Origin of the sequence: Bacillus norwichensis (genome assembly GCF_014836955.1) — a bacterium.
GTDB lineage: Bacteria > Bacillota > Bacilli > Bacillales > Bacillaceae_C > Siminovitchia > Siminovitchia norwichensis.
On the sequence record NZ_JACSPV010000012.1, the window covers coordinates 1 to 14,348 of the forward strand.

Annotated in this window: 12 protein-coding genes and 1 pseudogene; 11 read left to right on the forward strand and 2 right to left on the reverse strand. The window is 40.8% G+C overall.

Going from position 1 to position 14,348, the window contains the following annotated elements:
• Window positions 1-233: 233 nt before the first annotated feature.
• On the reverse strand, window positions 234-836 hold the full coding sequence (gene rpsD / locus H9631_RS09005) for a 30S ribosomal protein S4 (RefSeq protein ID WP_191811976.1): 603 nt from the start codon (window positions 834-836) through the stop codon (window positions 234-236).
• 406 nt (window positions 837-1,242) lie between these two features.
• Between rpsD and refZ the strand changes: the two genes are divergently transcribed.
• From refZ to rarD, 7 genes are all read left to right on the forward strand, one after another.
• Window positions 1,243-1,905: a forespore capture DNA-binding protein RefZ gene (gene refZ, locus H9631_RS09010; protein ID WP_191811978.1), complete on the forward strand. Its 663-nt coding sequence runs from the start codon at window positions 1,243-1,245 to the stop codon at window positions 1,903-1,905.
• 676 nt (window positions 1,906-2,581) lie between these two features.
• The gene (gene ezrA, locus H9631_RS09015) at window positions 2,582-4,291 is read left to right on the forward strand and encodes a septation ring formation regulator EzrA (RefSeq protein WP_191811980.1); all 1,710 of its coding nucleotides are present in this window, start codon (window positions 2,582-2,584) and stop codon (window positions 4,289-4,291) included.
• Between the two features lie 216 nt (window positions 4,292-4,507).
• Window positions 4,508-5,659, forward strand: a complete 1,152-nt coding sequence (locus H9631_RS09020; protein ID WP_191811981.1) for a cysteine desulfurase family protein — start codon at window positions 4,508-4,510, stop codon at window positions 5,657-5,659.
• Window positions 5,656-6,867, forward strand: a complete 1,212-nt coding sequence (gene thiI, locus H9631_RS09025; RefSeq protein WP_191811983.1) for a tRNA uracil 4-sulfurtransferase ThiI — start codon at window positions 5,656-5,658, stop codon at window positions 6,865-6,867. Before H9631_RS09020 ends, thiI begins: the two co-directional genes overlap by 4 nt.
• 103 nt (window positions 6,868-6,970) lie before the next feature.
• Entirely contained in the window at window positions 6,971-7,174 is a 204-nt protein-coding gene (locus tag H9631_RS09030; RefSeq protein WP_191811985.1) for an alpha/beta-type small acid-soluble spore protein, read from the forward strand.
• 187 nt (window positions 7,175-7,361) lie between these two features.
• Complete coding sequence (gene mbcS, locus H9631_RS09035; protein WP_191811987.1) at window positions 7,362-8,954, forward strand: acyl-CoA synthetase MbcS; 1,593 nt, start codon at window positions 7,362-7,364, stop codon at window positions 8,952-8,954.
• A 503-nt stretch (window positions 8,955-9,457) separates the two neighbouring features.
• Entirely contained in the window at window positions 9,458-10,372 is a 915-nt protein-coding gene (rarD, locus tag H9631_RS09040; protein WP_191811989.1) for an EamA family transporter RarD, read from the forward strand.
• A 273-nt stretch (window positions 10,373-10,645) separates the two neighbouring features.
• Here the strand turns inward: rarD and H9631_RS09045 are convergent, their stop codons facing one another.
• Window positions 10,646-11,464: an NAD kinase gene (locus tag H9631_RS09045; protein ID WP_191811991.1), complete on the reverse strand. Its 819-nt coding sequence runs from the start codon at window positions 11,462-11,464 to the stop codon at window positions 10,646-10,648.
• Between the two features lie 149 nt (window positions 11,465-11,613).
• On the opposite strand from H9631_RS09045, the gene sppA reads away from it, so the two are divergent.
• The 4 genes and pseudogenes from sppA (at window position 11,614) to ytfJ (ending at window position 14,224) form a co-directional block, all read left to right on the forward strand.
• A complete protein-coding gene (gene sppA / locus H9631_RS09050; protein ID WP_191811993.1) occupies window positions 11,614-12,618 on the forward strand; it encodes a signal peptide peptidase SppA in 1,005 nt (334 codons plus the stop codon).
• 15 nt (window positions 12,619-12,633) lie between these two features.
• The gene (locus H9631_RS09055) at window positions 12,634-13,122 is read left to right on the forward strand and encodes an RDD family protein (RefSeq protein WP_404801728.1); all 489 of its coding nucleotides are present in this window, start codon (window positions 12,634-12,636) and stop codon (window positions 13,120-13,122) included.
• A 273-nt stretch (window positions 13,123-13,395) separates the two neighbouring features.
• Window positions 13,396-13,656 (forward strand): annotated as a pseudogene (locus H9631_RS22845) (DUF2953 domain-containing protein); the annotation flags it as partial.
• Window positions 13,657-13,813: 157 nt separating this feature from the next.
• Window positions 13,814-14,224: a GerW family sporulation protein gene (gene ytfJ / locus H9631_RS09065; RefSeq protein WP_263600705.1), complete on the forward strand. Its 411-nt coding sequence runs from the start codon at window positions 13,814-13,816 to the stop codon at window positions 14,222-14,224.
• The last annotated feature ends 124 nt before the right edge of the window (window positions 14,225-14,348 follow it).

Below are 14,348 nucleotides of genomic sequence, written 5' to 3' on the forward strand. Positions count from 1 at the left end.
GGTGTATTTTTTTGTTTTTTCAGATGTGCTCCCAACTGCTTAGCAGTAAGGGAGACCACCACATTCAGTATAGAACCGCTTTATTATCTAGTATCTGTCCATCCTTTATTGATTTCAAAACTACGCTTTCTATTAGTGGTAATTACAAACTACGAAAAAAAGAAAAAACCCTAGAAACATTGCTTTAACACTGTTTCTAGGGTTTTAATACTGTTATTTAAGATACTCTGAAATTAACGTGAGTAGAACTCAACGATGAATGCTTCGTTAATTTCAGCAGGAAGTTCTGAACGCTCAGGAAGGCGTGACAAAGTTCCTTCAAGCTTGTCTGCATCAAAAGAAACGTAGTCAGGAACAAAGTTTGTAGCTTCAACTGATTCTTTGATGATGGAAAGATTTTGTGATTTTTCACGTACGCTTACTGTTTGACCTGGGAGTACTTTGTAAGATGGAATATCTACACGACGTCCATTCACAAGGATATGTCCGTGGTTTACAAGCTGACGTGCTTGACGGCGAGTACGTGCCAAGCCGAGACGGTAAACGACATTGTCAAGGCGTTGTTCAAGAAGAATCATGAAGTTAACACCGTGTTTACCTTGCATTTTACCTGCTTTAATAAATGTGTTTTTGAATTGACGTTCAGTCACACCGTACATATGACGGAGTTTTTGTTTTTCTTGTAACTGAAGACCATATTCAGAATGTTTTTTACGTTGGTTTGGACCGTGTTGTCCTGGCGCATAAGGGCGCTTTTCTAATTCTTTACCAGTTCCGCTCAGTGAAATTCCGAGACGGCGGGAAATTTTCCAGCTTGGGCCGGTATAACGAGCCATAGAAGACTCCTCCTTAGGTTTTATTTTGTTGTAAAATAAAAACCGTTGCGAGAATACGATGTTGGGTATTTTGTTTTCATGTACCATCGCCCTAGCAGCAGCGGGTTACGCGATACACCTCATATGTTGAGGAACAAAATACGGTCAACAAGCTATCCATCAAGGCTGCATTTATTTTACACACAAAGAATATTATAGGGTTAGCTCCCTGAAAAGTCAAGGATGTCTTGGAAACTCAATTTTTACAGTGCTTTTAGCAAAATAGGCAAAAATCTGTCGAGTTATTTTCGCAGGAAATCAATTAGTCAAAATCGAATGTAGTGTAATAAGTAAAGTTGAGTCCGTGTGCCTATTTGCGAAATTGTTCATTAAAGGATTGGACAATGTTTCAAAAGGGGGGCCTGCAATGTCCGGTCAGGCAGGAATAGCAAAACAGTCGATTATCGAAGCGGCTATTGAATTGTTCACAACCAAAGGTTTCAAGGGAACGACGATCCGCGATATCGCAGCTCGGGCGAGAGTGAACTCGGCGAATATTTCATATTATTTTCAGGGGAAGCAAGGGCTGCTGGAGGCATGCCTTATCAGTTTTTTTGAACCGTATTTATCCTTATTGGAAAAAGAGAATAAGAAGATTGCATGGGAGGATCCGGAGATTTGTTTTCACAGGGTTATAAGGAAAATCCTTGTTTTTCAAAGTGAGCATCATTTGCTTACACGTTTTGTCTGGAGGGAAATCACGATTGATTCGCAGATTTCACGAGAAATAATATCTTCTTATTTGATGAAAGAAAGGTATTATTTCAAAGAGCTGGCATCCGCTGTAATAGGAGAACATCATTCTTCACTTCCAGTCAGTATGATTATTATCCAGCTAAAAGGAATGCTCACCACACCTTTTTTAAATAGCCATTACATTAGTGAGGTTTGGGGAATGCATCCGAAGGAGCCATATTTTATCGAAAAATATTATGATTCGATTATTGACTGGCTACAAGAAGTTGTGAAGGTTCAAAAAAGTGTTAGACATGCGGATCGGCCTCCTGTACAAGTGATTAAGACTGTCTGAAAAGTTGCCGTCTCAAATTTTGGGGTGGCAATTTCTTTTTTTGAGATAGGGAGTCATAAAACTTCCAAGTTTCGATATAGAGAATGCCGCTATCTGGGCACGAGAGGGTTAAGCCAATTGTTGGAGAAGGAAGACTGTGTTTTTCAACACTTGTCTAGCTCTCGCCAAAAAAGAAGGGGGATTGTGGGGTTGCACCGCGCAGTAACTAGCAAATCTCTTCTTACTAGGGACAAGTCAATTGTGCTTTAAATTGCGAATATCATTGGTGAAAGGAATAAGCCCATTACTTCTGAAGGAAAACTGCTCTTTTTAAGGTGCTGGTAAACAGATCTTGGATTCAACGAGTGCGTGAGCGCTTTCGATTTTCTTTTGTCTAGCCTTTCAAGGTTATAAGAATGGCTGAGAAATGTCTCCCTAACAATAATCTTATACCTGTCGGGGTAAGTGGACGCTCTAGGATTTTTTTCTCAGTCTATACATTGGTAAATAGGCGCTTAGGCTTTTGTTCTTTATATTAAGTTTTTTTTTTTATATAAATGCAAAAAAACGATAGAAAAATTGCATTTATGCGTCAAAAAATGTCGCTGTCATGGTATCATAGAAAGACATAACTGACTATTAAAATGTTTGATATACATAGTTCTTGCTGAATGATGGAAGGAGCAGGGGACAAATAATGAAATATGGTGTTGAACTCGTCATCAGTGCAATCATTTTTATCATAATAATTTTCATTATTGGATATAAAATTAGAAAAAAATATTATAAGGAAATCGACCAGCTGGAAGCAAAAAAAATCGAAACGATGAATAAGCCAGTGGTTGAGAAGTTGGCTAAGGTCAAACAACTGAATATGACGGGGAAAACGGAAGAAATGTTCGAAGAATGGCGCAAAACATGGGACGATATTATTACCGTCCGATTTCCGCATATAGATGAACTTCTTTTCGAGGCTGAGGAGTATACAGATAAGTTTAACTTCAAAAAAGTGAAAGAGGCTCGTGATCAAATTGAAAGTGAACTGTCACAAATCAATCAGCAGATGCAGAAGATCCTCGATGAGCTAAAGGAGCTGACTGACAGCGAGGAAAAGGGCCGGACGGATATCGAGAGTCTGAAAGAAATATATGGGGCGGCTAAAAAGAGTCTGCTTACAGAATCTCATACCTTTGGAGAAGCAAGAAAGAAGCTGGAGGAACTATTGGAATCTGCCGCTGAAAAAATCTCGAAATATGAGACGTTAGTTAAAGACGGAGATTATATTGAAGCACACAAAGAGGTTGTGTCACTGTCGAAGGAGCTTGAGGTCCTAGTTTACAGGATGGACAAAATACCGGACTTGCTCACAGACTGCCAAACCATCATCCCTTCGCAAAAGGATGAGCTTCTATTAGGTTATAAAGAAATGCAGGAACAGGGATATGTTCTTGATCATATTCAAATGGAAGCTTTGATGGAGAAAATGGAAGAGGAACTGAATACATATAAGGACTTCCTGATCCAGGCGGAAGTTGATGAAGTGGCTGAGGGCTTAGAGGAAATAAAAGAACAGATTGAAGTGCTTTATGATCTTCTGGAGAAAGAGGTTTACGCAAGACATGATGTCCTTCAGAAGAATGAAGAGACAGGAGCCTATTTGAACAAACTGAAAGAAGCAAACGAACAGCTTAAATCTGAAACAGAACTGGTTCAAGAGAGCTATCAACTTTTCGATAATGACCTTGATGTACCCCAGAATCTTGAAAAAAGTTTAGGTCAGCTTATGAGACGGTATGAACTGCTAGAAGGAAAAATCCAAGAGGACCAATTAGCTTTTACTTCGTTAAGTGGGGAATTAAATGAAATTGAAAGCGGGCTGGAACAACTGGAAACAAAACAGCGTTTGTTTGCGGAGCGTCTACAAAGTTTGCGTAAGGATGAATTGGAGGCCAAGGAAAAAATCGCTCTTTTGAAACGAAAAGTTAGTGATATTACCAGGCTTGTCCAAAAAAGCAAGATGCCAGGTCTGCCAAGTGATATTGAATCCTTGTACGAGCAGGCTTCCGAGCAAATCGAGGATGTTTTCAGAAGTCTTTTGGGAAAGCCGTTGAATATGAAATCAGTCCAAAGCCACTTATATGAAGCAACTGACACGGTTGACCATTTGTACAGCCGGACGGAGGAACATATTGAAAATGCGCGCCTTGCAGAACAAGTTATTCAATATGGGAACCGATACAGAAGTCAATCCCCTCAATTAAGGGAGGATCTTGAGAAGGCTGAAAAGGCATTTCGAAATTACGAATACCGTTCATCTCTGGAACAGGCTGCTGCCGCAGTTGAAAAATTGGAGCCAGGTGCTTTGAAAAAAATCGAAGAAATGTTCAACGAAGAAATCCGTGTTTAATATATGGAAAAAGGGGCGTTTCTAGCGAGGCGCTCTTTTTTTCTGTTTTTTTGGGGTCTTTTTTTGGGGTCTTTTTTTGGGGTCTGACCCCCACCATATTAAAGTATTAACGAATTAACGTAGTGGGGGTCAGACCCCGTTATTTAAATTACGGTCTTCATGTGTTATTATGTATGATTGATTATATTAATGAAATATGTTAGTGGGTGCCTTATTATGATATATTTTGACAATAGTGCAACAACGAAGCCATATGAGGAGGTTCTCCAAGCGTTTGAGCAGGTGAACCGGGAGTTTTTCGGGAATCCTTCTTCGCTTCATATTCTTGGGGGGAGAGCCGAGCAACTGCTGACAACGGCACGGGAGCAAATTGCCCAGTTGGCTGGTGCTCACGCTAATGAAATTTATTTTACTTCAGGCGGTTCGGAAAGCAATAATTTAGCGATAAAGGGCACAGCGCTTATGCATCGCAGCAGGGGAAACCATATAATTACGACAAGTGTGGAGCATCCGTCTGTTCGGGAAGCCTGTGAACAGCTTCGCACGATTGGATTTGAAATCACTTATATCGACGTGGATCAGAACGGTCGTGTCTCAGCGGACGATGTAATTAGTGCAATAACAGACAAAACAATCCTGGTGTCGGTGATTCATGTTAATAATGAGGTTGGGACAATTCAGCCTGTTCAGGAAATTGGCCGTCGTTTAAAGGATTTCCCAAAAGTGCTCTTTCATGTCGACAATGTTCAAGGCGCTTGTAAGGTTCCTCTTGATATATACGGTTCCAATATAGATTTTTGTACTTTTTCTGCTCATAAATTTCACGGGTTGAAAGGCAACGGTTTTTTGTTTATCAAAAAGGGGATCAAGATCGATCCACTGATTTCAGGTGGAAACCAAGAGCAGAATGTGAGAAGTGGTACGGAGAATACAGGCGGTATCGTAGCAATGGCAAAAGCTTTTCGTATGGCGGAGGATAAAAGGAAATCGAGTTCGGACAGTCTGTTAGATATCCGAGATTTTATCATGAATCAGCTCAGAGAAATACCAGACCTTGTTATCAACACACCCAAAGACGGTGCAGCGCCACACATTGTGAATATTTCAGCTGTAGGTTTGAAAGGTGAAGTCATTGTCCATGCGCTTGCTGAACAAGGAATTTTTATATCCACAACAAGTGCTTGTTCATCAAAGGACAAAACGCCGAGCGGTACTCTGAAGGCGATGGGAGTGTCAGATGAGAAAGCAATTGGAGCTATCAGAATCAGCCTTTCCCATAACAGCACGATGGAAGAAGCCGAGCAGATGGTTGAATTACTAAAGCAGGTTTTGAATCGATTAAAAAAAGTAATGAGGCGAAATAAATGAAATATGACAGAATTTTAATTAGATATGGGGAATTAACATTAAAAGGAAGGAATAGGAAATTTTTTGTCAGAAAGCTTAAAAGCAACATCCGGGTGCTCCTTCGCGATTTTCCACAGACAAAAATTGAAACATTGCACGATAGAATGTATGTCCTTTTAAATGAAGAGCCATACAACCAAGTGAAGGAAAAGCTGGCCAAAGTGTTCGGTATACAATCATTCAGCCCTGCAATCAGGACAGAGAAAGATCTCGATCTGATCAAAGAAGCAGTCCTTCATGTTGTAAAAAAATCCCACATTCCGGGACAAACTTTTAAAATATCTGCTCGCAGGTCTGATAAATCATTTGAATATGATACGCAACAACTGAATTATGAGCTTGGTTCGCATATTTTAATCAATGTTGAAGATATTACAGTTGACGTAAAAAAACCTGATGTAAATGTGATTGTCGAAGTCAGAGGTGAAGGGGTTTTTGTTTCGGGAGAAGTTGTCCAAGGACAGGGGGGATTTCCTGCCAAATCATCGGGCAAAGGAGTACTGATGCTTTCTGGCGGAATCGACAGTCCTGTGGCTGGGTACCTGGCAATGAAGCGGGGAGTGGACATTGAAGCCGTGCATTTTCACAGCCCGCCATATACAAGTGAACGGGCGAAACAGAAAGTGCTTGATATTGCTGCAAAGCTCGCTGAATTTTCCGGCCGGATTAAAGTTCACATTGTCCCTTTTACAGAAATACAAGAAAAAATCCATGAGAAAATTCCGGAAGGCTACACTATGACATCCACTCGAAGAATGATGCTTCGGATTGCGGATGAAATTAGGCGGAAAAATGATGCGCTGGCCATCTTTAATGGAGAAAGCCTTGGACAAGTGGCGAGCCAAACGATGGAAAGTATGCTTGCGATCAATGAGGTGACTAACACCCCGATTCTACGACCTTTAATAGCTATGGATAAGGTGGAGATTATTAAGGTTGCTACTGAAATCGATACATTGGACATTTCCAACAGGCCATATGAAGACTGCTGCACAATTTTTACACCGCCAGCGCCAAAGACTCGACCGAAAACTGATAAAATCGTTGCTTTTGAAAGCAAGTTTGATTGGGCTCCGCTGTTAGAAAAAGCAGTGGAAGGTACAGAAACCATTGTTATAAAAAGCGATGGAAATGAGTCTGCAAATGACAATAATATCAACCTTTTTTAAAAGAGAATAACTAGCTTCCAAAAATTAGGAAGAATTACCAACTTTTTATTGAATGATGCCATGGGTTTTCGCACAATATAGGCTTACAAGGAGGTGAAAACACATGGCAAACAGCAATAGCAACCAAATCCTTGTTTCTGGAGCAGAGCAAGCGATCAACCAAATGAAAGTTGAAATTGCACAAGAGTTTGGAGTAAACCTTGGAGCCGATACTACTTCACGTGCTAACGGTTCTGTAGGTGGTGAAATCACTAAACGTCTTGTAGCAATGGCTCAACAACAAATGGGTGGCGGACAATCAAGATAACAAATTTAATATGAATGGCATGGAAGCGGGGCTTTCTCCCCGCTTCTTCTATATTTATATGGGGAATTTTATAAGTGCTGCTTATGCTTTTGTTCCTAGAAGAAAATTTTTTTCAGCGATAACATATAAAATTTTCTTATAATTTTGTATAATAGATAATACAGTTTCACAGGGGGAGGAAGAAAAAATGAAAAGGGAAGATTTGATTGCACCGGACGACTATAATATCATCAACGAATTTGAGAAATATACGGTTGGTTCTGATCGGCCGGCGATAATCTGGGAAGGTCAAAGTGGCGAAACGAAAGAGATTACATATGAAGGATTATCGAAGCAAGCAAATAAAGTTGGAAATGTATTTCGTGATTTCGGTTTGGAAAAGGGTGACACGGTTCTTGTCATGATTCCAAGACTAATCGAAGCCTACGCTGTATATATCGCTGCTTTGAAATTAGGGGCTATTGTCATCCCAAGCTCCGAAATGCTGAAGACAAAAGATTTGGAGTACCGGATTAGCCATGGCGATGTCAAGGCTGTTATTACTTATTATCCTTACGTGGAACAGGTAGATCAGGCGAAAAATGCAGATGGGCTAGTCAAGTTCTCAGTTGGTGGCGAGGCTGAAGGCTGGGGACATTTGGAAAAGTTAATGGAAGATGCCGATGATACTTTGAGCACAGCAGAAACTAAGAGCAATGATATGGCTTTTTTATCCTACACCTCTGGAACCACAGGAAATCCGAAAGGCGTTGTTCATACACATGGATGGGGGTATGCCCATCTTAGGACGGCCGCTGCGAAATGGTTATGTATTGAAGAGAACGATATCGTTTGGGCGACGGCAGGACCAGGCTGGCAAAAGTGGATTTGGAGCCCGTTTCTTTCCGTACTTGGAATGGGCGCAACGGGTTTTGTTTACAACGGAAAATTTGATGCTCAAAAATATCTTTCGTTAATGGATAAGTACAAAGTGAACGTACTTTGTTGTACGCCTACTGAATATAGGCTGATGGCCAAAGTAAATAATTTGAATGAATTCAAGCTGGACCAATTGCATAGTGCTGTATCAGCAGGAGAACCGTTAAATAGAGAAGTGATTGACGTTTTCCAACAGCATTTCGGTATCAATGTACGTGATGGGTATGGGCAGACAGAAAATACACTGCTTGTGGGAATTACAAAGAATATGGAATTGAGACCAGGTTCCATGGGAAAACCGACACCCGGAAATACAGTAGAAATTGTAAACGAGCAAGGGGACATTTGTGGTGTTGGAGAAGTTGGTGATATCGCTGTCCACAAAAGTACTCCTTCCCTTTTTAAAAAATATTACAAAGATCCTGAACGGACTTCAACGCAATTTAGGGGAGATTATTACATTACTGGGGATAAAGCAAAGAAAGATGAAGAGGGTTATTTCTGGTTCGAGGGGCGACGGGATGACATCATCATCAGTTCAGGATACACAATCGGGCCTTTTGAAGTTGAAGATGCGCTTGTGAAACATCCAACGATCCAAGAATGTGCAGTTGTCGCGGCTCCCGACGAAATTAGAGGGAATATTGTAAAGGCCTTTGTTGTACTAAAGGAAAGTAAACCAGGTGATGAGGAAGCCTTCAAGTCAGAACTAAAGGAGTATGTTAAACAAATGACTGCCCCTTATAAATATCCGCGAGAAATCGAGTTTGTATCTGAACTGCCGAAGACGGCTTCGGGTAAAATACGGCGCGTGGAATTAAGGCAAAAGGAACAAGAAAAAAAGTTGGGACTTAATAAATAACCATTGAAAACTTCCCTTAAATTTCAATTTAGGGGAAGTTTTGATTTGAGTGTAAAACAACTTATGGAAAAATTTATTCAAAAGAAAGTTTAACTTTGTACAGCGACGTACAGGAAGTACTAGTGCAGGAGAAGCGACAGGACGTCGCCGCTTGATCCTGCCGACGGACGTACCATCGACGTAAAGAGATGCTGAAGGGGAGCGTGCTAATAAGTAGGCACTCTTGCGCTTACTTATCCTTTATTTCGTTGGAGGAACTATTGTTTAGTTGCATCGGTCAATCGGATGAAGTCAAAGAACGACGTCACTGGGGTGCTCTGGCTTAGTACGTCGGCGCCACTGAACGCTGTCTTCCGTATTTTAGCTCAGTCTGTATATTGATTAACAGACGTCTTTCGCTTTTTTTATCACATAAGATTTCCGCTTTTTACTGTAGTAACTTTCATTATAGTTTTATATAATGAAAGTATTTCGGGAATCTAAATAGTTGGGAGACATTTGCGATGAAAAAGAAATATGAAGGGGTTATGAATGGTGCCGGTGCCTATTTGCTATGGGGATTTTTGCCAATTTATTGGAAAGCCATTGATCATGTGCCGCCAGGTGAAGTATTAGCGCACCGGATATTTTGGTCATTCTGGTTCATGCTGATCTTATTATTAATTGGGAAAAAATTAGACTCTTTTAAAAGCAGTATCAGGCAAATGAAAGAAGATCCCAAGGCAAGGTTCGCCCTTATCGCAGTTTCCATTCTAATCAGCGTGAATTGGCTTACTTTTATCTGGGCTGTTCATGCGGGGAAAATAGTGGAGACGAGCCTAGGCTACTATATCAATCCTTTAATCAGTATTGTCCTCGGTGTGTTTGTTCTTAAAGAAAAGCTGCTGCGAAGCCATGTCATTGCATTTTTTCTTGCTTTGGCGGGAGTGATTTTTCTAACAGTCTCTTATGGACAATTTCCATGGATTTCATTTGCTCTTGCTTTTTCATTCGGAATATACGGGCTGATTAAAAAGCTACTTCCATTCGATTCATCCATTGGCTTGACCTTGGAGACAATGGTGGTCACGCCAATTGCTCTCATTTATATTTTGGTGATTACGATAAAGGGGACCCATGTTACTTTTTATGGAGACATTAAAACAGATGCTTTAGTAATTGTTTCCGGAGTGGCAACTGCCATACCTCTGTTATTATTTGCCAAAGGTGTTCAAAAGGTGCCTCTCTATTTAATGGGATTTTTGCAATATATTGCGCCGACTATTATGCTAGTGCTCGGCATATTTATTTACCACGAGCCATTTGGAGCTACAAAATTCATTGCTTTCACCTTCATTTGGGCAGCTTTGTTGATCGTTTCTCTTTCCAGTATCAAGTGGTCTGGATTACACGCTAAACGGCGGGATAGGATTGCATGAGAAGTGGCGGAACAAAACTGTTTAATAAAACCTTAAAAAGCGCGAGAAATCAATTTTAGAAACGTCGATTCTCGCGCTTTTCTGATGTGAAGGTTGAAGTTTATTCGAAGCTGTGCTCCTGGAGCACAGCTTATTCAAGGAAGCTTTTCCCGATGTAATTGAAATTTGAGGAACTCTCGTATCAAGATTTGTCTTGTCAGGCTGCGTGCCTGTCGCTTTTTTCTGTGAAAAACAATGGGCGAGCTCCCGGAATAAAATCCTGAGTGTTTTTTATTAAAGAAATGCTCTTTTCACTTTTTCCCAAAAGGAATTGTCTTTTAGCTTGAGGGTTTTAATGACCTTATCACTCAGCTTCACCTTTACTTCTTTAACATGCTGAATGCTCATGGCTTCATTGTCCATCCCCATAGTGGGAAAAACATTTCCTTCTTGGGCAACCTTTAGTGTAAGAGTCCGCTCTTTACTTAATAGAAATGGAGCTCCAAGAGTACGGTAACGGTTGCTGTTTAAAGAAGCCATTTCGTTTACTTGAAGACATGGGAGTTGCGGATCGACTACTGCACCACGGACAGACTTGTTATAAGCTGTGCTGCCAGTTGGTGTGGCAATCACCATACCGTCTCCGCGAAATGTTTCAAAATGGAGATCGTCGACAAATACATCTAGAACCAATGTTTTGATGATAGCGGAGCGGATTGTAAATTCATTCAGACAGTAGAAGGAAGCTTCATGATCTATATCAATTTGAATGGTTGGATATTTTCTTACTTCCACTTGCTTCATATTCATAGCTTCGATCATTTCCGGCAGATTATCAATTTGGAAGTCGCAATAAAGCCCCCGGAATTGATCATCGTCTATCCCTAAGTAAATGACGTCCTGTCGAAATCCTGTCCTGCGAACCGCTTGAAGAAATGTTCCGTCTCCTCCAATGCTTGCAATAATATTGGCATCCTCTGGCTGCGCAACGATTTTAAAACCGTTATTTTGAGCGGCTTGATGCAAAGTTTTCACTTTTTCCGCAAGCTTTTTGTCATTTTGATAAAAAATATGTTTATAGAAGAAGTAAATGTTTCTTCTGAAATCATTCATTTTTGTCAGACCTCCCGTAGAAGAAAACGGTCATGCTTCCTTAGCTATCTTTTTTTTGTTAAAATATTGACTATGTTTGTCAAGTGTACCACGAATTTGAAACTCTTTGAAAGGTCATCCGTATGAGATGAAGAAGGGAGGAATTTTTAGTGAATGGAAAAAGATGGGCAGCGCTCGGTATAGCCGCAGGAGTATTTTTCTTTTCAATGATCGTGAATATGGCGAGTGCGTTCATTTTTGAGGATTTCTCAAAAATGTTTAAAGAAGGTATGTTCGCTGATGAAGCTTTTAGCGAAGAAGTGATTGATTCAGGAAATCCTTTAAAAAGGATTGCTGTTCTTGAGGTGGATGGAGTAATCCAAGATACGGGAGAGGCACGATCTTATCTTTCATCAGGTGGATATTCCCACAGGGATTTCATGGGGCAACTGAATGAGGTGAAAGAGGATACCAGCATCAAAGGAATTGTTTTGCGTGTTAATTCTCCGGGAGGCGGGACGAATGAGTCTGCTGAAATCCGCCATAAAATCGTAGAAATCCAGAAGGAAACGAAAAAGCCGGTATATGTGTCCATGGGGTCTATGGCAGCTTCAGGTGGCTATTATATATCCGCACCTGCAGATAAAATTTTCGCAAGCACCGAAACTTTGACAGGGTCACTGGGTGTAATCATGCAGGGAATGAATTACAGCGGTTTAACCGACAAAATCGGAATTGACTTTATGACGATCAAAAGCGGAAAGTATAAAGATATTATGAGCGGTCATCGTAAAATGACGGCGGATGAAGTAGATATTCTCGAAAGCATGCTGACGAATTCCTATAACGAATTTGTCCGGATTATTGCAGAGGGGCGAGATATGAAGGAGGACCAGGTCCGCAAAATTGCCGACGGACGGGTATATGATGGGCGCCAGGCAAAGGAATTGGATTTAATTGATGACTTTGGCTATACGGAAGACGTCATTGAGGCCATGAAAAAAGACTTCAAGCTAAAGGATGCTGAAGTGTTTCAATACTCCTCAACTCCTGGACTGGGATCCCTATTTTCTATGACAGCTCAAAAATTCTCGGGTGGATCGGAAATGGGCGAGCTAATGAACATGTTATCACAGCCGAATTCGCCTAGAATGATGTATTTATATGCCCAATGATGGAGGTGGCAATGAATGGATGAAATGCAAACGAACGAAATCCGTAAAACTGTTCAGCCGCCTGCTTTTCGATACGGAGGCTTTTGGATGAGATTCTGGGCTTATTTGCTGGATCTAGCCGTTATAGCGGCAGTAAGCGGAATTATTGTGAAGCCGGTATTTCGAGCATTGGACTTTCAACTTTCTGCTCCCGGAATTTTTACACCTATCAATATTGCGAGTGCGCTGGTTTTCTATTTGTACTTTGTTCTCATGACAAAGTTCTTTGGCCAAACACTTGGAAAAATGGTCTTTGGCTTAAAAGTTATTCCTCTGAATGGTGAAAAGCTGAGCTGGAGTACAGTGATTTTCAGGGAATGGATTGGACGTTACATTTCTGCGACTATCTGGATTTTATATGTTGTCGCTGCATTTACTCCAAAGAAACAGGCACTACATGATATGTTTGCCAATACTGCCGTTATTCATGAACGTACGGAAACGGCTGAACCCGCTTATTCTTAAGCGGGTTTATTTTTTTACCGCTTCGGTGAAACTGGTAACCGGAGGCGTGAAATGATTTGGAACATGTTTATATTAACTTTGATTTTGTTCATTGCTGTCATACTCATATCCAGAATTAAAGTGAACATTTCCTTCAAAGTGAAAAATTTATCTGAATGTATGTTGGATATCTATATATCATTTGCTTATGGCCTGGTCCGGATAAAAAAATCCTTGGATATTAAAGAGCTGATGAACAATCTCTTTAATGATGAGGAAAAATCTACTGATGCTATGAATAAATGGAAATGGGAGCTTGAAAATAAAGCGAGCGATGATGTGATTAAAAAGTTAAAGGCTCCCATTTTAGAAGCTCTTAAAAAAGTGGTTATCCACCATTTTATCTGGAAAACTGGTGCAGGCATCGGGGATGCGGCTTCAACGGGGAAGCTGGCAGGCGCCATATGGTCTATAAAAGGGATTATTGAAGCATGGCTAAAACGGTATATCCAAATGGAACAAGCTCCTGAACTTTCTTTTTTACCTTTCTTTCAAACAGTTGGATTTGAATCCCAAATTTCCTGTATGGTATCGATGCGGACGGGAAATGCTATATTGACGACACTTGGACTATATAAGAAATGGAAGAGGCTGAATAACAGGAGGGTCGAAATTAATGGAACATCCAATCAAGGGGTTAATGACGACAGCGATGGAAAATTTGAAAGAAATGATCGACGTGAATACGATCGTTGGAGATCCGGTTGAAACTCCGGATGGTGGGGTGATTTTAACCGTATCCAAGGTTGGTTTCGGTTTTGCTATGGGAGGAAGTGAATTTTCGGCGGGAGGAGATCATTCCTCAATGGATACTTCAGAGGATGAAGATGTAGGACTTCCTTTTGGCGGCGGGAGCGGCGGAGGTGTTTCTATCACTCCTATCGCGTTTTTAGTAGTCAACTCCAAGGGAGTAAACATGCTGCGCTTGGAAGAAAACACACATTTATTTGAAAAAATGATTGATATGGCTCCGGTTGCCTTTGATAAAATTCAAATGATCATGAAAAACTCTCAGCCAAGGCGGAATTCCGAAGAGAAGCAGCAGCTGGATTATGATATTTAACTTTATTCAGCAGAAGTCTCCCACTTCTGTGAGATGAATGCATATTGGTATTCCATTCAGTGAGGGTTCAAACCACGGCGGATGCCACAGATTTTCAGAGGGAATTTGTCGAGCTTAAGCTCGA

Bases quoted from the DNA above. Each gene is read 5' to 3' on its own strand.
- rpsD (WP_191811976.1), bottom strand. From the start codon at position 836: ATGGCTCGTTATACCGGCCCAAGCTGGAAAATTTCCCGCCGTCTCGGA.
- refZ (WP_191811978.1), top strand. From the start codon at position 1,243: ATGTCCGGTCAGGCAGGAATAGCAAAACAGTCGATTATCGAAGCGGCT.
- ezrA (WP_191811980.1), top strand. From the start codon at position 2,582: ATGAAATATGGTGTTGAACTCGTCATCAGTGCAATCATTTTTATCATA.
- H9631_RS09020 (WP_191811981.1), top strand. From the start codon at position 4,508: ATGATATATTTTGACAATAGTGCAACAACGAAGCCATATGAGGAGGTT.
- thiI (WP_191811983.1), top strand. From the start codon at position 5,656: ATGAAATATGACAGAATTTTAATTAGATATGGGGAATTAACATTAAAA.
- H9631_RS09030 (WP_191811985.1), top strand. From the start codon at position 6,971: ATGGCAAACAGCAATAGCAACCAAATCCTTGTTTCTGGAGCAGAGCAA.
- mbcS (WP_191811987.1), top strand. From the start codon at position 7,362: ATGAAAAGGGAAGATTTGATTGCACCGGACGACTATAATATCATCAAC.
- rarD (WP_191811989.1), top strand. From the start codon at position 9,458: ATGAAAAAGAAATATGAAGGGGTTATGAATGGTGCCGGTGCCTATTTG.
- H9631_RS09045 (WP_191811991.1), bottom strand. From the start codon at position 11,464: ATGAATGATTTCAGAAGAAACATTTACTTCTTCTATAAACATATTTTT.
- H9631_RS09055 (WP_404801728.1), top strand. From the start codon at position 12,634: ATGGATGAAATGCAAACGAACGAAATCCGTAAAACTGTTCAGCCGCCT.
- ytfJ (WP_263600705.1), top strand. From the start codon at position 13,814: ATGGAAAATTTGAAAGAAATGATCGACGTGAATACGATCGTTGGAGAT.